We start from the raw sequence: 17,655 nt of genomic DNA on the forward strand, positions 1-17,655 counted from the left end.
TTGCGGCACGGCGGGGCAGAGGCGGTCCGATCACCCGCCGCCCCCGAGCGGCCCTCCCCCGGGCACCCGCCCCTGAACGACCACCCGTGGGCCGCCCGCACACCCGAGGCAGCCACCCACCGGACACCCGCCGCGGGCAACCACCCCCTGGCCGCCCGCCGCCGAGCGGCCCCCCGCACACCGCCGGCGCCCGCCCACCGGGCGCCCCTCCCCGAGGAACCGCCCACCGGGCAGCCGCCCGTGGGCCCCCCTCCCTGAAGAACCGCCCACCGGGCAGCCGCCCCGGGCCGGCCTCCCGTGGGCGACCCGCGCACCCGAGGCAGCCGCCCACCGCGCACCCGGGCGCGCCGCGCCCACGCCCAGCGGCGTGTGTGCCGGCCGGCATCCGCGACCGCGTGCCCGGTCCCGCCGCACACGTGCCGCACTCACCGCCGGCCGCGCGCCTCACCCCGCACCCGACCACTCGTACGACCGCGCACGCGCACGCCCCGCACCGGGGACGCCGCGGGCGCGGGCACCCCCCACCCGGCAGACGCGTATCCGCGCACCGGGACACGGCACCCATCACAGAGCAACGGAGCCCTCGTGTCACAGCAACCGACCCTTGCCGTCGTAGGCGGCGGGGCCGCAGGTACGTCACTGATCGCCGCGTACGCACGCCGGCTGTCCAGCGAGATCGCCGGCACGGCGGCCGACGTCATCGTGTTCGAGTCCGCGCAGCGGTACGGCCCGGGCGTGGCCTACGCCCAGGACGCGGACACCGCACTGCTCAACCGCCCGTACTCCGCCATGTCGGTGGACTACGGCGACCCCGGCCAGTTCCGGCGCTGGCTGTACCGGCGCAGGTCCGCCGGGCGCCCGGCGGCACCGGCGTTACCCCACGTGCCGGCCGGCCACTTCGTCCCCCGCAACCTCTTCGGGAACTACCTGGAGGACGTCTTCCGGGAGGCCTGCGAGGACCTCGCCCTGCTCGGCACGCGGATCACCCTCGTGCCGTCCGCCGTCACCGACATATGCGCCGACGGCGCGGGCGGCCACCTGCTCACCACCGCGGACGGGCAGCGCCACACGGCCGATGTCACCGTCCTCGCGATCGGCACGCTGCCGCCCGCCGACGTCTTCGGCCTGCTGGGCACCGACGGCTTCGTCCACCAGCCCTACCCCCTCGACCGGTCGCTCGACCGGGTCGGCCCGGACCGCGACGTCCTCGTGCTGGGCTCCGGACTCACGGCGGTGGACGTGGCCCTGGTGCTCGCCGACAACGGCCACCGCGCGGGCCTCACCCTCGCCTCGCGCTCCGGCCGCGTCCCCGACGTCCGCACCGACCTCGCCTCCTCGCCGCTGCCGGACCTCCTCAGCGACGCCCGGCAGCTGCTGGCGCGCGGCCGTGTCACCCTCCAGGGCATCCACCGGATCCTCGACACCGCGCTGCGCGCGGGCGGCACCAGCCTGGCCGAGGCACTGCTCCCGTACACCGAGGACTGGGCCGCCCCCGACCTGCTGCGCCACCGCCTCGCGCATCCGCTGCCCGGCGGTCTCGCGCAGCGCTGCGTCGGCGCGCTCGCGCCCCACTACTCCGCGCTGTGGCGCGCCCTGCCCGCCACCCAGCAGCGGGCGTTCCTGCGCGCCCAGCACCGCACGTACAACTGCCTGCGCAGCCCCATGCCGACGACCAACGCGCAGAAGCTGCTCGCGCTGTGCGACAGCGGGCAGCTCGCCTTCCGGCGGCGCATCACCGGAGTGGAGCCCGCCGTCGGCGGCGGGTTCACCGCCACCTACGCCGACGGCACCGCCACCCACCACGACGTGGTCGTCAACGCGGTCGGACGCACCATCGACACGTCCGCCGCGCCCGCGACCTCCCTCGTCTCCCGGCTGGTCGCACGCGGCACCCTCGTCCCCCATCCGCTGGGCGGCGTACGGGTCGACCCCGCGACGAACCAGGTCCTCGACTCCGGCGGCGGTGTCCGCGACGGGCTCTACGTGGTCGGCGACCTGGCCTCGGGCGAGCACTTCCACACCAGTTCGATGGAGCTGGTGGCCCGGCAGGCGAACACCGTCGCCGAGCGGCTGGTGCCGGCCTCGGACCGGGTCCTGGCGGGGGCGGCCCAGTGAGCGGCGGCGGCCCCGGCGGTGTGCCCGCCGCCGGGGCCCGGCCCGAGGCCCGGCGCGAGGCGCGGCGCGGCCTCGCGGTCTGTCTCGCCTCGCTGGTCTTCGTGCCGCAACTGGCCCTCGCCGCCTATGTGCCCGCCCTGCCGTCGGTCGGCGAGTCCTTCGGCGTCGGCACCGACGGCACCAGCGGCTCCCTCGTCGCCTACATGGCCGCCTACGCGGTGTGCATGCTGCTGACCGGCAACCTCGCCGACCGCTACGGGGCCCGCCGGGTGCAGCTGGCCGGGCTGTTCCTGTTCTCCGGCGCCTCCCTGCTGTGCCTGCTCGCGCCGGGGTACGGGGCGTTCTTCACCGGCCGGGTGCTCCAGGCCCTCGGCGCCGGCACCGGCACGGTCGTCTCCCGGCTGTGGGTGCAGCGGACGCTGCCGGAGAACCGGCGGCTGCCGATGCTGACCATGCTCTCCACCGTGATCGCGGTGACCCCGGCGGCCTCGCCTCCGGTCGCCGGACTCGTGGTGCAGCATGTGTCCTGGCGTGCGCTCTTCGCCTTCATGACGGTCCTGGGCGTCGTGGTGGCCGCCGGAGTGCTGTGGCTGCTGCCCGCCGACGGGCCGGTCTCCGCCGCACGCACCCCCGGTGGCCTGCGGGGGTACGCGCGGGCCTACCGCACGGTCCTCGCCCACCGCGACTTCGTGGTGTTCGCCGCGGCCATCGCCCTGGCGTGGTGCGCGTACTTCACCTTCACCACGTACTCCAGCGACCTCGTCCAGCTCGAGTTCGGTGCCTCGCCCACGCTCTACGGCCTGCTCTACACGCTGGTCATCCTCGGCTACGTGGGCGGCAGCACCACCGCCAAACGGCTCGGCAGGAACCGTTCGCTGGAGTTCCTGGCGCGCACCGCGTCCGTGGTGGCGGCGGCCGCGGCCCTGGTGATGCCGGTGGCGGTGCGGGTCTGGCCGGACAGCGCGCTGAGCCTGGTGGTGCCGATGGCGGTGTGCATGCTGGGCGTCGGAGCGATGTTCCCCACCTGTCAGGCGGGCATGATGCGCTATGACGGGGAGCACGCCGGGGCCGCCTCGGGGCTGTTCTTCTTCCTCCAGATGGCGTCCGGCGCCGTGTACACCGCGCTGCTGGCGCTGCCCGGGAAGGTCGGCGCGGAACTGCTCGCGGCGGCCGTGGCGGTGCCGGCGCTGGCGCTGCTCGCGGTGTGCTTCCTCGCGCTCAGCTCCCGGCCCGCTCCGGCGGCCGCGGGGCGGACGCCGGGGACGGAGTCCGGGCGAGCCGCTGCTCGAGGTCGGTCAGTCGGCTCCCCCGCAGGGGAACGCTGACCCGGCCGACCTCCACGAGGCCGCCGGAACGGAACGACCACACGGGATGCACCTTGGCCTGCACCCCGCGCGCGGCGAGGAGTTCCACGGCCCGCCGCGGCTCGTCGGGGAACAGCACGTACGGCAGCCCGTCGGCGGCCTCGACCGGCTCCGGCAGCCCCGCGCCGGCCAGCAGATCGCGCACGTACGGCCTGGTCCGCGCGATCCGCTCGCGCAGACCGCCCGTCACATCGCCGAGCCCGAGGACGCGGCGGCCGATGCGCAGCGACAGCGACGACGCCCCCAGGGGTGTCACCGCCCCGCGCACGGTGTCGGTCATCGCGGACGACGCCACGCAGTAGCCCAGGCGTACCCCGCCCAGCCCGTACGCCTTGGACAGGCCGCGCACCACGATCAGGTTGGGCACCTCGGGGGCCAGGTTCGCCGCGCTGTAGCCGGGCGGGCAGTAGTTGGCGTTGGACTCGTCCACCAGGACCACGGCGCCGCGCCGTGCCGCGGTGGCGCACAGCTCGCGCACGGCGTCCAGCTCCGCGTACCGCCGGCCGGTGAGCGCGGGGCGTTCCAGCAGCAGCACGCCCGCGTCCGGTCCGGTGCCGGACGGCGCGCAGTGGCCGCCGGCCCGGTCCACCCAGTGCGGGAAGTCGGGGTAGACGTCGGTGACGGCCTGCACCGTCCCCCCGCGGGCCAGCAGGCTCAGATCGTGCAGCAGCGGTCCGACGCCGGCGCCGCAGGTCACCGAGGCGTCCCAGCCGGGCCGGCCGAAGTACGCGGCGACCACCGGGCCGAGCAGCTTCTCGCCGTAGGGGTCCTGGACGAGGTAGTCGCCGATGTAGGGCAGGTCCTCGGCGAGTTCGGCGGCCAGCTCGCCGGCCACGACGGCCATCACGTCGGCCGACAGGTGCTCGCGCTCGTCCTGGGTCCAGGCGAGGTTGAGCAGGCCCGCGCCGTCGTCGAGATCGCGCAGTTTCTCGTACGAGCCGATGGCGAGGGGCATGACCGGTGGCGACCTTCCTGGCGAGCGGTGACGGCACGCCCCGCGGCGAGGGCCGCGGGGCGGGGTGGGACGGCGGCCGGGTCAGCGCACGTGCAGGACGCTGCCGCCCGGGTAGACGGCCTGGGAGCCCAGCTCCTCCTCGATCCGGATGAGCTGGTTGTACTTGGCGGTGCGGTCCGAGCGGGAGAGCGAACCGGTCTTGATCTGGCCGCAGTTGGTGGCTACGGCGAGGTCGGCGATGGTGGTGTCCTCGGTCTCGCCGGAGCGGTGCGACATCACCACGGTGTAGCCCGCCTTGTGCGCGGTCTCCACGGTGGTCAGGGTCTCCGTGAGCGAGCCGATCTGGTTGACCTTCACCAGGATCGAGTTGGCGTACCCGTCGCGGATGCCGTCCTTCAGGCGCTCCACGTTGGTGCAGAAGACGTCGTCGCCGGTGAGCTGGATCTTGCCGCCGAGGGAGGCGGTGACGCTCTTCCAGCCCTCGATGTCGTCCTCGGCCATCGCGTCCTCGATGGAGGCGATCGGGTAGCGGCCCACCAGCTCGGTGAGGTAGGCGATGTGCTCGTCGACGGTGCGCTTCACGCCCTCGCCGGCGTAGTCGTACACGCCGTCGCGGAAGAACTCGGAGGTGGCGGGGTCGAGGACCAGGCACACGTCCTGGCCGGGGGTGTAGCCGGTCTGCTCGATGGCACGGACGATGAAGGCCAGTGCCTCGTCGGCGGAGCGCAGGTTCGGCGCGAAGCCGCCCTCGTCGCCGACGGCGGTGTTGTGGCCGGCCTCGGCGAGGTTCTTGCGGAGGGTGTGGAAGACCTCGGAGCCCATGCGCACGGCCTCCGCGAAGCTCTCCGCGCCGATCGGCGCGATCATGAACTCCTGGAAGTCGATCGGGTTGTCCGCGTGCGCACCGCCGTTGATGATGTTCATCATCGGGACCGGGAGCTGCCGGGCGCCGACGCCGCCGACGTAGCGGTACAGCGGCAGCCGGTGGGCGGCCGCGGCGGCCTTCACCGTGGCGAGGGAGACGCCGAGGATGGCGTTGGCGCCGAGGTTGCCCTTGTTGGGCGTGGCGTCCAGCTCGATCATCGTCTCGTCGATGGTGGCCTGGTCCTCGGCCTCCAGGCCGATCAGCGCCTCGGCCAGCGGGCCGTTGACCGCGTCGACGGCCTTGCGCACGCCCTTGCCGTGGAACCGGGCGCCGTCGCCGTCCCGGAGCTCGACGGCCTCGTTGGCGCCGGTCGAGGCACCCGACGGCACCGCGGCGCGGCCGAACGAGCCGTCCTCCAGGGTGACGTCGACCTCGACGGTCGGGTTGCCACGGCTGTCGACGATTTCACGGGCAACGATCCGGGATACCGCGGTCATGTGACTCCTCGAATGCATTGATCTAATCACCGACATCCTGCCAGAGTTGAGGCATCCGCGCGACGTGCGTCTCACCATGCGCAATCCCGACCCGGCCGAATGAGCGGGGTGTTACTCAATTGATCCGCTCCGGTTTCCGGTTGGTCCGAGCACGGGCCCGAGTGCGGCGCCCCGAAGATTTCACCGATGGTTCGAAGGAGTTCACCGAATGACGGTCGTCGGCAACCAGGGACCCCAACTCGCCTGCGGCTTCTGCCAGAAGAGACAGGACGAGGTTTTTAAGATTGTCTCGGGACCGGGTGTCCACATATGTGACGGGTGCGTCGACCTGTGCGCCGAAGTCGTCGCCGAGGCGAGAAGCGAGGAGGCAAAGGCCCGGCTGGTCGGCGGCCTTCCGAAGCCACGTGAGATACGGGCATTCCTGGACACCTATGTGGTGGGTCAGGACCGGGCCAAGAGGTCCCTTTCGGTGGCTGTCTACAACCATTACAAGAGGGTGCGCTCCGGAACCCCGGCCGACGACGGCGAGGTCGAATTGGCCAAGTCGAACATCCTGCTCCTCGGGCCCACCGGTTCGGGAAAGACCCTGCTCACGCAGACCCTGGCCCGCATCCTCGACGTGCCCTTCGCCATCGCCGACGCCACCGGGCTGACCGAGGCCGGCTATGTGGGCGAGGACGTGGACGCGATGCTGATGAAGCTGATCCAGGCCGCCGACGGCGACCCCAGGAAGGCGGAGACCGGCATCGTCTACATCGACGAGATCGACAAGATCGCCCGCCGGGGCGACGGTCCGGCCGTCTCACGTGATGTGTCCGGCGAGGGTGTCCAGCAGTCGCTGCTGAAGGTGCTGGAGGGCTCGGTGGTGACCGTGTCGCCGCAGAGCCGGGGCGGGTCTCCGGCGCAGGGCAGCCGCAGCCGCACCGCGCAGGAGGGCATCCAGCTCGACACCTCGCACATCCTCTTCATCTGCGGCGGCGCCTTCGCCGGCCTGGAGAAGATCATCGAGGCGCGCACCGGCGCTCAGGGCATCGGCTTCGGCGGCAGCGTCCGCTCCCGCCAGGAGGCGGCGGCGGACGACCTGTTCGACTCGGTGACCCCCGAGGACCTGGTCAAGTTCGGCATGATCCCCGAGCTGATCGGCCGGTTGCCGATGATCACCTCGGTGACCCAGCTGGACCGCGAGGCGCTGCTGAGGATTCTCACCGAGCCCAGGAACGCGCTGGTGCGCCAGTACCGCAGGCTGTTCGAACTGGACGGTGTGGAGCTGGCCTTCGAGACCGAGGCGCTGGAGGCGGTGGCCGACCAGGCGATCAGCCGGGGCACCGGCGCCCGGGGCCTGCGGGCCATCCTCGACGAGGCGCTGATCTCGGTGATGTACGACGTGCCGTCGCTGGAGGACGTGGTGAAGGTGACGGTGACCGAGCGGACCGTGCTCAAGGGCGAGGAGCCGCTGCTGACCCGTCGCGCGGAGCCCCCGCTGCCCGGCTGAGGCCGGGCCGGGCGGGTGCTGGACGGGCGGGGCCGGGGAGACGAGTCACCCGGCCCCGCCCGTGACCGTGGGGGGAGGAGAGCCCCGGGCGGGTCCGCCGCGGGGCGGGGCTCACTCCAGCAGGCCGTACGCCGCCAGCTCGTCGCGCACCTGCGCGTCGTCGAAGGCGCCCAGCTCGCGGAAGTAGCGCCGGGCCTGCCGCGAGGTGGCGAGGGCGTGGGAGCTGAGCACCTCGGGCGTGTACACCTCGGCGGCCACCTGCTCGGCGCTGTCGCGCGTGAGCCCGTACCCGGTGAGTTCCGCGCGCAGCGCCTCGGTGTCCGGCCGCAGGAAGGCGTCCATCAGCCGGGGCACCAGCCGGGCCGCGGCGCGCCGCTCCCCCGGTTCGAGCTGGGCCCACAGGCGCTGGAGGAAGTGCGCGAAGTAGGCGTGGTGACGGCCCTCGTCGAGCGCATGGTCGCGGATGGTGCCGGTGACCGCGGGGACGACGCCCTCGTGCCCCGGCACGTCGGCCAGGCTCGCCGAGATCAGCGTCTCCGAGACGATCACGAACAACAGTTCGGCCAGGGGCCGCCGGCTCGCGGGGAGCCCGGCCGAGATCTCCCGGAGCCTGCGCAGGAAGAAGGGTTCGCCGGGCAGCCGCGGCACGATCCCGGTCGCCTGCCGGACCTGGGCGGCGAGGTCGGCCGAGAAGAGGGCGTGGTAGGCCTCGTCGCAGTACATCTTGTACGCGTCGAGGCGCATCTCCTCGGGGACCGCGACCCCCACCGAGCCGTGCGCGATACCGAGCACGGTCCGGTTGACGACCAGGTGTTCGAGCTTGATGGTGAAGTCGAGGTAGCGGTAGAGGTGCTGGACCAGCACCTCGTCGAACACGGTCGCGGGGAGCGCCCTGATCAGCGGGTGCCGGGTCACGGGCACCAGCTCCGGCGGGAAGAACCGCCGCGCCCCGCCGGGGCCCGTGCCGTCCTCCGCCTCCGCGCCGGCGTCCGCCTGCCCGGCTCCGCCGACCGGCCCGGTTGCGTCCGCCCGGCCGGCCCGCGCGCCCCGAGGGGCCCCGCCGGTGTCCTCGGGGCCGTCCGCGGGTGTGCCGGCGGCGCCGTCGCCGTCGCCGACCGTCCGCCGGGGGGCGCTGCGCACGCTGGAGCGCTCGTACCAGCTCTGGAAGGGACTGCGGTACTCGCCCGGTTCCGGCACGGGACGCCGCCCCGGTGTCCGGGCGGCGTCCCGTCCGGCGTCCTCGGCCGCGTCCTCACCGGCCTCCCGTTCGCTGTCCGCAGCGGGTCCCGCAAGCAGCCGCCGGGGGCAGTACGACAGCGCCGAGCAACCGACGAACATCCCTACGGTCCCGCACATGACGTCCCCCTCACCCCGTCCGGCGGGCCGGGCGTGCCTGAGCCGGGCCCCCCGCCGCGACGCCGGTCACTCCACGACCTCCACCACGCCGTGGCCCACCAGCTGCGCCACGAAGTCGACGGTGTCGCCGGTCGCCTCGTCCACCGGGATGTCGTACTCCTCGGCGAGCCGGGCGGCGATCTCGCGCAGCGTGGAGGTGCTGTCGATACGGCGGAAGATGGCCTGCGCCACCTCGTCCAGTTCGAGCGCCTGGTCGCGGACGGCGATGAACAGATTGCCCCGGTACTTGCGCACACGGGCCTCCATGCGGCGCCGCACCACGCTGTCCGGGCCCAGTTCGGTCTCCCCCATCAGTGAATCTCCACCTCGATCGACAGGTCTCTGCACCGCTGGACGACCTGGGTCACCCAGGCCGCCGGGTGGTCCGGGTCGAGGTCGCGCATCGTCTCGACCGACCAGTAGTCCGCGTACGACAGCTGCCGCGGCCGGGCCTCCCCCAGGCGCCGGGCGCGCCACTTGGGCGTGCGGGAGCCGTAGACCCCGTGGCTCTCCAGCAGGGCGTCCACCACGTGCCCGAACGCCTTGTGGGCCGAGAGCACCGCGCTGTCGGTGTCCCCGGCCGCGAGCTGCCCCAGCGCGTCCTCGACCGCCTCGTCGGCCTCGACGAGCGAGCGGGTCGTCACGAACGCCCGGAAGGCGGTGCGCGCCAGCGCCTGCCGCTTCCCGCGCACCCAGGAGGCGCCGCTGAGCGTGATGCAGGTGCTCAGCCGTTCGAGGAACAGCTCCTCGGCGTCGGTGAGCGCCCGCGCCGCGGCGCCGCCCTGCTCGAACTCCGACCAGGACACCTTGGCCAGCATCTGCTCGACCTGGATGTCCAGCCAGTACTTGACCTCCCAGCGCCGCCCGTCCACGTACTCGACCGCCGAGGGCACCGTGCCGGGGCGCAGCGGCACCGGGATGGTCCGGGCGCTCGGCCCGTGCCAGGGGCCGGGCGCGATCACGTTGAAGTCGTAGTCGCTGCCGTCGTTGGCCCAGCCGCGGGCCACCGAGCCCACGCAGATCACGGCGAGGTGGTCGGCGGGCAGCAGGCCGCGCAGCTCCAGGCCCTCCAGACAGCCGGCCAGACCGGCCCTGGCAGCCGGCGTCTCCCACGGCCCCTGGAGCAGGGTCGCACTGTCCACGCCGCCCTGCCCGCTCACGCCGCCGGGACCGCGCTGGTGAGCAGTCCCAGCTCCAGCGCCTCGGCCACCAGCGGCTCCACGCCCTCGGCCCCGACGCCGAGGTCGGCCATCAGCTCGCCGAGGGGCCGCTTGCCGTCGAAGGCGTGCAGCAGCCGGACCCAGCCGGGGTTGTCGTCCTCGTCGAGCACGTACTCCACGCTGCCGTCGACCGCGAGGTACCACGTGGCCGGCTCGTCCGCGGAGTGCAGCAGCAGCACGTTGCCGGCCAGCTGGAGGACGCCGGTCTCGTCGACCGCGGGGCGGCGCACCACCCGGGCCTCGATGGCCTCGCGCTCGGCGGACCAGTCGGTGACCGGCACCGACACGGGCACCGGCGCCTTCGCCGAGGAGACGTGCGGCGAGGGCAGGTCGGCGGTCATCCGCTCCAGCAGACCGAGGTTGACCAGCCGCATCAGCAGCTCCACATGGCCCGCCGACGGATCGCGCTCCAGACGGCGCAGCTTGTCGCGCACCCCGTCGGCGTCCAGGTGGTGGCGGGCGGCGGGCGAGCTGAGGGCCTCCTCGACCAGCCGGTCGCCGTCCTGCGCGAGCATCCGCAGGAAGGTGCGGTAGGTGTGGTGCTCGCCGTCGCCGTAGAAGAACGGGCCCTTGGGCCGGTCGACCATCTCGGGCGGCAGCACACCGACCATGGCCCGGCGCAGTATCTGCTTGTCCCACACGAGCTTCGGCCGCAGCGCCTCGGGCACGGCGGCCACCAGCTCGATCAGGCGGTGGTCGAGGAAGGGCACCCGGGCCTCGATGCCGTTGCCCGCGGCGGTGCGGTCCTCGTGCCAGCAGTTGTAGAGCTGCACGTCGCGGTACTTCCACCGGAACAGCGCGGCGTACGGGTCGCTCGCCGGGCCGCCCGCCGCCTCGCGCAGGTAGTCGGCGTTGATCGGGGAACGGCCCGCCGGGTCCCACCACACGCCGAGGTCGGGGCGCAGGGCGCGGTCGCGTGCGATGCCGAGGCCGCGCACGTTGCGCGTGAAGTCCTCCCAGCCGCCGCCGCCCGCGATGGTCATCGAGTAGCCGCCGTTGAACTCGTCGGCGCCGCCGCCCAGCAGCATCGCCTTGATCTCGGGCGCGTTGGCGCCCACATAGCGGTACATCTCGTACTTGTAGAAGGTCTCGGGCCCGGCGAGCGGTGTCTCCAGGAGCCACAGGTGCCTCTTCCACTCGTCCACCGTGGGGGTGTGGGCGGTGTCCAGCAGCACCTGGTGGTTGTCGAGGCCCAGGGTGCGGGCGATGCTGTGGGCGGACTCGGCGTCGCCGTTGGCGAGGGTGCTGCCGTTGAGCGCCGTGAAGGTGCGCGGCTTCACCCCGGCGAGCGCGGCCACGGCCGCCGAGTCGATGCCGCCGCTGAGGAACAGCCCGATCTCCACATCGGCCATCTGGCACTCCTCGACGCTCTGCGCGAGGTACTTGCCGTAGTCGGCGACGAGCTGTTCCTCGGAGGCGGCCGAGTCGCCCTCGTAGGCCGGGAAGTCCCAGTACCGGTGGGTGGTGGAGGTGCCGTCCTTCAGGTCGAAGGTGACGATGGAGGCGGCGGGCACCAGCTCGATGCCGGAGAACCAGGAGTGGGCGGGGCTGTGGTCGGTGACCGGGGCCATGGTGAGCATCTGGTCGCGCAGCGCCGCGTCCCAGTCGAGCTGCCGCGGGCAGGACGGTTCCTCGAAGAGCGCCTTGATCTCCGAGGCGAAGACGATCCGCTCGCGGTCGAGGTGGTAGAAGAGCGGCTTGATGCCGAACCGGTCGCGGGCGAAGATCAGCTTCCCGCGGTCGCGGTCCCACAGCACCAGCGCGAACATCCCGCGCACCCGGTCGAGGAAGCGCAGCCCGTCCCTGCGGTAGAGGTGCAGCAGCACCTCGCAGTCGGAGCGGGTACGCAGCCGGGTGCCGGCGGGCAGACCCGCGGCGAGTTCCCGGTGGTTGTAGATCTCGCCGTTGGCGATCAGTACGAGCGACCCGTCGTCGGTGGCGAGCGGCTGGGCGCCGCCCTCCGGGTCCACCAGGGAGAGCCGGACGAAGCCCAGGCCGAGAGGACCGGACCGGAAGTACGTCTCGTCGTCGGGGCCCCGGTGGGCCACGGCGCGTGCCATCCGGCGGAGCAGGTCGTCCGCCTCGTCGCCGACGGGACGGCCGTCGACCCGCGCGATCCCGGTCAGGCCACACATACAACTACCTCGCTCGCTGCGGAGATGGGACACCGGTGCGAGGAGGGCCGCCGCCGAAGACGGCCACGGGCACCGGTGCGGGGATCACCGCGCCCGGCCGGAGCCGGGCGCGGCTCGTCGCGGTCCCGTCCGGGACTCAGACGAGGACCTTGAGGACGGTGCCGGAGGTGACCTCCTTGGCAGCCGGCTTGGTGTACTTGCGCATTACATTCACCTCCCCCGCGTGTTCCGGAACGGCGAATAGCGGTAAAACCGCAGGACGCTCATTCCTCGATTGCGACGCCAGGAATGCAACAGCCGGCCGGGGCGGGCGTCAAGCGCCACATGAGACAACCAACACCCCTGCCTTCACAGCCAAGTTGACGTTTCCGCAGGTGGCCGCGCCAGCCCGGGTCCGGTCCCGCTCCCCGGCCGCGCAGAAAGAAGGCGACGACGTGAGACGGACCGGCGATTGCGACGGCTCGGGCGCCTTCTGTATAGATGGGGCGGCCGGCCGGCGCGTAAGGTCTGCCGGGAACTGTTCCGGGCGATATTTCGGGGGGAATTTCCGTGGACGACGTACCGGTGGAGAGCCTGCTGCGTGCCGTCCCGGCCGAGGACGTCATGGACCATGTGGCCCGCCTGAGTTCCTACGACCGGTACCAGGCCTCGCTCGGTCTGGAGCGGGCCGCCGGCATGGTGGCCGACGCCGCCGAGGCCGCCGGCCTGACGGACGTCACCGTCGACCGCTACGCCGCCGACGGCAGACCCCAGTGGTGGTCCTTCCGCGCGCCGGTCTCCTGGACCCCGCTCACCGCCCGGCTCACCGTCCACCCGGGGAAGGACACCGGCGCCCCGCCGGTCCTGCGGGCCGACCACGCCGAGCAGCCCTTCACGGTGGCGACCTACTCCGCCCCCACCCCCGCGGGCGGGGTCACCGCCCCCCTGGTGCGCCTCACCGGCACCGAGCCCCCCGGGCCCGGCCTGGCCGGCGCGGTGGCCGTGGTGGACCGCGCGGCCTTCGTACGCGGGTCGCTGCTCGCCGAACTCACGGCCGCGGGCGCGCTCGGCCTGGTCACGGACGCCCCGTGGAAGGGCGCCGACGACGACCAGCATCCCGGCCGTATCGAACTGCCCCCGGACAGTGCCCTGTTCGGGTTCAGTCTCACGCCCGACGGGTTCCGGCGCCTCGCCGCCGCCGCCGACCGCGGCGCGGTCGCGCGGGCGGAGGTGACCGTCGACCGGACCGCCGCCATGCCGGTGGTGAGCGGGGTGCTGCCGGGCGACGGCACCGGGGGCGAGATCTGGCTGACGGCCCACCTCTGCCATCCCCGCCCGAGCGCCAACGACAACGCCTCCGGGGTCGCCGCCCTGCTCGGAGCCGCCGCCGCGCTGTCCCGCGTCCGGCGTGCCGACGCGCGGACGGGCGCCCGGCATGCGATCCGCTTCTTCTGGGGCGCCGAGTTCCTCGGCAACGCCGCCGTCCTGCACGGCCGTTCACAGCCGGGCGGCGGACCGCTGCCCGAGGCGCTGATCAACCTGGACATGGTCGGCGAGGACCAGGCGCTGTGCCGCTCGCCCTTCGTCGTCGAACGGCCGCCGGAGACGACCCCCACCCTGCTCGCGCCCCTCGCGGAACACGTCGTGGACCGGGTCTTCGCGGCCACCGCGCACAGCCCCGGCACCTGGTCGCCGTCACCGTTCCTCGGCTTCTCCGACCACGCGCTGTACGCCGACCCCTCGGTGGACCGCCCGGCCGTGCAGTTCTGCCATCCCGCCGACCGCTTCAACCACTCGGCGGCCGACACACCGGACAAGGTGTCGCAGGTGGAGATGGTCCGCGCCACCGCGGCGGGTGCCGCGCTCGCCCACGTCCTGGCGTCCGGCGGGCCCTCCCGGACGGTGCTGACGGACGTGGTGGACCGCTGGTGCGAGGGTGAGCGGGCGGCGGCCGAGGCCACCGTCCGGCGACTGGGCCGGGCCGGCACCGACTGGGGCCGGGGTCTCGCCGACCATGTCGCGCGCCGCACCGCCGCCCTGCGCGCGCTGGCCGCCGGGGCGCCCGCGGCCGAGGCGCGCGCGCTGGCCGAGGGCCGCAGCGGGGACCCTGGCACCGGCCGGCCGGGCGGCGGGCGGCCGGTGCACCGCAACTGGGAGGGCCCGCTGAACCTGCGGGCCATGCTGGGCGCGCTGCCGCCCGCCACCAGGGACCGCCTCGGCGGGATGATCGCCGAGGACAAGCACCACCTGTCGGTCCTGTTCAACCTCGCCATCCGGGCGGACGGGCGGCGCGACCGGGCGGCCGTGGTGGCCGACACCTCCTACGGCCTGCGCCGCCCGCTTCGGTCCGGCACCACCGCCCTGCTCTTCGACGCGCTGCTGGAGTCGGGCTGGCTGGCCGAGTCCTGACCGGCGCGAGCGGGGGCTGCCGCGGCCACCGGGGGCCGTCGCGCCGGGTGGCCGGTGACCGCTTCCACGGCCGCCCCCACCCGCAGCACCGTCGTCTCGTCGAAGGGGCGGCCCGCGATCTGCATCCCGAGCGGCAGTCCCGAGGCGGACAGGCCGGCCGGCAGGGCGAGCGCGGGATGGCCGGTCACGTTGAAGGGGATGGTCTGCATCGCGGTCAGCTCGCGCGGCGGCGGCCAGTCGGCGGGGAACGCGTCCAGCCGGGGCGCCGGCGCCAGCCCCGTCGCGGTCACCAGCACGTCGTGGTCGTCGAACACCGCCCGCCGCAGCGCGCGGGCCAGCTCCAGCCGCAGCCGGTGGGCCTGCACCAGGTCGGCGGCGGTCAGCCCGGCGGCCGGGGCGATGCGCTGGTAGGTGTAGCGCCCGTACGAGGAGGGCCGCGTGCGCAGGTCGGCCTCGTGGATCGCGTACGCCTCCGCTGCCATGATCACCCGGCCGCAGGCGTTGAACAGCCGGTACGGCGGCAGCTCCACCTCGGTCACCCGGGCGCCGCGCGCCGCCAGCTCCCCGAGCACCCGCTCGATCGCGGCGGTCACCTCGGGCGAGGTCGCCGGATCGTCCCGGAACCACCCGGGCGCGTACGCGATCCGCAGCCCTTCCACCCCGAGCCCGAGCCCCGCGGTGAGGTCGGGCACCTCCCGCCGGACGCTGCCGGGGTCGCGCGGGTCGTACCCGGCCACCACCTGGGTGGCGAGCGCGGTGTCCTCGACGGTCCAGCCGAGCGGCCCGATGTGGTCCAGCGCGTACGACAGCGGGAAGGCGCCGCGCCGGGACACCAGCCCGTAGGTGGGTTTGAGCCCGACCGTGCCGCAGTGGCAGGCGGGGCCGCGGACCGAGCCGCTGGTGTCGGAGCCGATGGCGACCCGCACCAGACCGGCCGCCACGGCGGCCCCCGCCCCGGAGGAGGAGGCACCGGTGAAGTGGTCGGTGCTCCAGGGGTTGCGGGCGGGCGGGAAGGGCAGTTCGGGGCTGGGCCCGCCGAGCGCGAACTCATGCGTGGCCAGCTTCCCGACGAGCACTCCGCCGCCCGCGGCGAGCCGCGTCTCGACCTCCGCGTCCTCCTGCGGCACATGGTCCGCCATCAGCCAGGAGTGGCTGGTGGTGAGGATGCCGCGGGTGTCGAAGATGTCCTTCAGGGCGTAGGGGATGCCGTGCATCGGGCCCCGGTCCAGCCCGGCCGCCAGCTCCCGGTCGGCGCGGGCGGCGTCCTGCAGCGCACGCTCCGCGGTGACCGTGACGAAGGCGTTCAGCCGGGGGTTCAGCTCCTCGATCCGGGCCAGGGTGTACCGGGTCAGCTCGGTGGAGGACAGCCGGCCCGAACGCAGCAGGGCACCGGCCCGGGCCACGGACAGCTCGTGGAGCGCGGCCGGCGGTTCGGCCGCGGGGCCCTGGGCCGGGGCCGCGACACCGGTGGCCAAGGGCGCGGCGGTCGCGGCCCGGGCGGCCGTGCCGTCTGCGGCCGTGCCGTCTGCGGCCGTGCCCGCGGCGGGGGCCGCCTGCGCGATCGTCGTGGTCGTCACCGCCGGCCCCCTTCCACGCCGGTCCCGTCGGGTACCGGGGTCCCGTCGTCCACGCCGGTCCGGTCGGGCGCGCCGGCGCCACCGGCCCGGTCGCCGTCGGCCCCGGGGGCCTCGGCGTCGCACTCCTCGATGCGGTACACGGCCGCCGGCTCGCTGCCGGCCGGCCGCCCCGGTGAGCGCAGCAGGTCCGCGAACGCCATCAGCTCGGCGTACGAGGCGACCGCCCCGGCCCGCCACTCGGCCGGGACCGGCAGCCCCGCGCGGGCCGTCACCAGATCGAACTCGGCCGCCAGGTCGCGACCGCCGTCATGAGCCGTCGCGTTCATCGGCCCGGCCTTTCCAGTCCCAGGTGGTCGCGGAGCGTCGTGCCCTCGTACTCGGCGCGGAACAGGCCGCGCCGCCGCAGCTCGGGCAGCACGAGATCGACGAAGTCGTCCAGGCCGCCCGGGAGCTGGGGCGGCATCACGATGAAACCGTCGGCCGCCCCGCTGCCGAACCAGTCCTCCAGGTCGTCGGCGACCGACTCGGGCGTGCCCACGACCTGCCGGTGGCCCCGGGAGCCCGCCACCCGCTTGTACAGCTGCCGCACGGTCAGCCCCTCCTCGGCGGCCATCCGCACCAGCAGGTCACGCCGCGACCGGCCCGCGTTGGAGACCGGGATGTCCGGCAGCGGACCGTCCAGGTCGCAGCCGCTGAGGTCCACATGGCCCAGCTCGCTGGAGAGCAGCGCGAGACCCACGTGCGGATCGATCAGGTCCTGGAGCCGCTCGGCCTTCTCCTCGGCCTCGGCGCGGGTCCGGCCCACGTACGGGAAGACACCCGCGAGCACCACCACCGACTCGGGGTCACGGCCCGCCTTCGCGGCACGCACCCGCACGTCCTCGGCGAACAGCAGCGCCTGTTCCCGGGAGTGCTGGGCGGTGAAGACCACGTCGGCCACCGAGGCGGCCAGGTCACGGCCGGGCTCGGAGGAGCCGGCCTGGATGGTCACCGGGTGCCCCTGCGGCGGGCGCGGCATGTTCAGCGGCCCCCGCACCGAGAAGTGCTCGCCGCTGTGGTGGAGCGGGCGCACCCCGTCCGGGTCGAAGAACCGCCCGGCCGCCTTGTCCCCCCGCCATGCCCCGTCCGACCAGGTGTCCCACAGTCCCTTGACGACCTGCGCGTACTCCGCCGCCCGGGCGTAGCGCGCGTCGTGCTCGGGGTGTTCGGGCAGCCCGAAGTTGTAGGCCTCGTACGGGTTCTGGGAGGTCACCAGGTTCCAGCCGGCGCGTCCGCCGCTGATGTGGTCGAGCGAGGCGATCATCCGGGCCGTGTGGTAGGGCTCGGTGTACGTGGAGGAGACCGTGGCCGTCAGCCCGATCCGCTCGGTGACGCCCGCCAGCGCGCCGAGCAGCGTCAGCGGCTCGAACTGCGCCACGTACCGGATGGCGGTGCGGCTGAGCTCGTCCATGTTCTCGCCGCGCATCGCCGAACTGTCCGGCAGGAACAGGAAGTCCATCCTGCCGCGCTCGGCGGTGCGGGCCAGCTCCGCGTAGTGGGCGAAGTTCACCCCGGCGTCGGCCGGCACAGCGGGATGGCGCCAGGCCGCTACGTGGTAGCCGGTCGGGTAGAGGAAGGCCCCGAGCCGCATGTGGGGGTGCCGTGTCAACGCA

Annotated in this window: 13 protein-coding genes; 4 read left to right on the forward strand and 9 right to left on the reverse strand. The window is 74.0% G+C overall.

Annotated features, from left to right (window positions below):
• Positions 1-585 precede the first annotated feature (585 nt).
• Both ABD363_RS02640 and ABD363_RS02645 read left to right on the forward strand, forming a co-directional pair.
• Positions 586-2,115 carry an FAD/NAD(P)-binding protein gene (locus ABD363_RS02640; protein WP_344599691.1) on the forward strand — a complete coding sequence of 510 codons (1,530 nt, stop codon included), beginning with the start codon at positions 586-588 and terminating at the stop codon, positions 2,113-2,115.
• Positions 2,112-3,440: an MFS transporter gene (locus ABD363_RS02645; RefSeq protein ID WP_344599692.1), complete on the forward strand. Its 1,329-nt coding sequence runs from the start codon at positions 2,112-2,114 to the stop codon at positions 3,438-3,440. The genes ABD363_RS02640 and ABD363_RS02645 overlap by 4 nt, the downstream gene beginning before the upstream one ends.
• On the opposite strand, the gene ABD363_RS02650 is transcribed toward ABD363_RS02645, so the two are convergent.
• Positions 3,334-4,434 carry an aminotransferase class I/II-fold pyridoxal phosphate-dependent enzyme gene (locus ABD363_RS02650; protein WP_344599693.1) on the reverse strand — a complete coding sequence of 367 codons (1,101 nt, stop codon included), beginning with the start codon at positions 4,432-4,434 and terminating at the stop codon, positions 3,334-3,336. The two genes, ABD363_RS02645 and ABD363_RS02650, sit on opposite strands and share 107 nt — an antisense overlap.
• An 81-nt stretch (positions 4,435-4,515) precedes the next feature.
• Entirely contained in the window at positions 4,516-5,796 is a 1,281-nt protein-coding gene (gene eno / locus ABD363_RS02655) for a phosphopyruvate hydratase (protein ID WP_344599694.1), read from the reverse strand.
• Between the two features lie 208 nt (positions 5,797-6,004).
• Here eno and clpX point away from each other — a divergent pair, with 208 nt between their 5' ends.
• Positions 6,005-7,288 (forward strand): ATP-dependent Clp protease ATP-binding subunit ClpX, encoded by a 1,284-nt coding sequence (clpX, locus tag ABD363_RS02660; RefSeq protein WP_344599695.1) that lies wholly within the window; start codon positions 6,005-6,007, stop codon positions 7,286-7,288.
• A gap of 111 nt (positions 7,289-7,399) precedes the next feature.
• Here clpX and ABD363_RS02665 read toward each other — a convergent pair whose 3' ends face one another.
• From ABD363_RS02665 to asnB, 4 genes are all read right to left on the reverse strand, one after another.
• On the reverse strand, positions 7,400-8,644 hold the full coding sequence (locus ABD363_RS02665) for a diiron oxygenase (protein WP_344599696.1): 1,245 nt from the start codon (positions 8,642-8,644) through the stop codon (positions 7,400-7,402).
• A gap of 66 nt (positions 8,645-8,710) precedes the next feature.
• Positions 8,711-8,995: a PqqD family protein gene (locus ABD363_RS02670; protein WP_344599697.1), complete on the reverse strand. Its 285-nt coding sequence runs from the start codon at positions 8,993-8,995 to the stop codon at positions 8,711-8,713.
• Positions 8,995-9,825: a hypothetical protein gene (locus ABD363_RS02675; RefSeq protein WP_344599698.1), complete on the reverse strand. Its 831-nt coding sequence runs from the start codon at positions 9,823-9,825 to the stop codon at positions 8,995-8,997. The genes ABD363_RS02670 and ABD363_RS02675 overlap by 1 nt, the downstream gene beginning before the upstream one ends.
• A gap of 14 nt (positions 9,826-9,839) precedes the next feature.
• On the reverse strand, positions 9,840-12,038 hold the full coding sequence (gene asnB, locus ABD363_RS02680) for an asparagine synthase (glutamine-hydrolyzing) (protein ID WP_344599699.1): 2,199 nt from the start codon (positions 12,036-12,038) through the stop codon (positions 9,840-9,842).
• 549 nt (positions 12,039-12,587) lie between these two features.
• On the opposite strand from asnB, the gene ABD363_RS02685 reads away from it, so the two are divergent.
• Positions 12,588-14,426 (forward strand): M28 family peptidase, encoded by a 1,839-nt coding sequence (locus ABD363_RS02685; RefSeq protein ID WP_344599700.1) that lies wholly within the window; start codon positions 12,588-12,590, stop codon positions 14,424-14,426.
• Here the strand turns inward: ABD363_RS02685 and ABD363_RS02690 are convergent.
• From ABD363_RS02690 to ABD363_RS02700, 3 genes are read right to left on the reverse strand one after another with little or no spacing between them, the layout of a single operon-like run.
• Positions 14,339-16,003 carry an amidase gene (locus ABD363_RS02690; protein ID WP_344599701.1) on the reverse strand — a complete coding sequence of 555 codons (1,665 nt, stop codon included), beginning with the start codon at positions 16,001-16,003 and terminating at the stop codon, positions 14,339-14,341. The genes ABD363_RS02685 and ABD363_RS02690 overlap by 88 nt on opposite strands.
• Positions 16,000-16,329, reverse strand: coding sequence for a hypothetical protein (locus ABD363_RS02695; RefSeq protein ID WP_344599702.1), 330 nt, complete (start codon positions 16,327-16,329; stop codon positions 16,000-16,002). The genes ABD363_RS02690 and ABD363_RS02695 overlap by 4 nt, the downstream gene beginning before the upstream one ends.
• Complete coding sequence (locus tag ABD363_RS02700; RefSeq protein WP_344599703.1) at positions 16,326-17,651, reverse strand: LLM class flavin-dependent oxidoreductase; 1,326 nt, start codon at positions 17,649-17,651, stop codon at positions 16,326-16,328. The genes ABD363_RS02695 and ABD363_RS02700 overlap by 4 nt, the downstream gene beginning before the upstream one ends.
• Between the last annotated feature and the right edge of the window lie 4 nt (positions 17,652-17,655).

The organism is Streptomyces glaucus (genome assembly GCF_039533365.1).
GTDB classification, from domain to species: domain Bacteria; phylum Actinomycetota; class Actinomycetes; order Streptomycetales; family Streptomycetaceae; genus Streptomyces; species Streptomyces glaucus.

What these genes read in the sequence shown, in the direction of transcription:
- ABD363_RS02650 (WP_344599693.1), bottom strand. Translation starts at nt 4,434, where the DNA reads ATGCCCCTCGCCATCGGCTCGTACGAGAAACTGCGCGATCTCGACGAC.
- eno (WP_344599694.1), bottom strand. Translation starts at nt 5,796, where the DNA reads ATGACCGCGGTATCCCGGATCGTTGCCCGTGAAATCGTCGACAGCCGT.
- clpX (WP_344599695.1), top strand. Translation starts at nt 6,005, where the DNA reads ATGACGGTCGTCGGCAACCAGGGACCCCAACTCGCCTGCGGCTTCTGC.
- ABD363_RS02665 (WP_344599696.1), bottom strand. Translation starts at nt 8,644, where the DNA reads ATGTGCGGGACCGTAGGGATGTTCGTCGGTTGCTCGGCGCTGTCGTAC.
- ABD363_RS02670 (WP_344599697.1), bottom strand. Translation starts at nt 8,995, where the DNA reads ATGGGGGAGACCGAACTGGGCCCGGACAGCGTGGTGCGGCGCCGCATG.
- asnB (WP_344599699.1), bottom strand. Translation starts at nt 12,038, where the DNA reads ATGTGTGGCCTGACCGGGATCGCGCGGGTCGACGGCCGTCCCGTCGGC.
- ABD363_RS02695 (WP_344599702.1), bottom strand. Translation starts at nt 16,329, where the DNA reads ATGAACGCGACGGCTCATGACGGCGGTCGCGACCTGGCGGCCGAGTTC.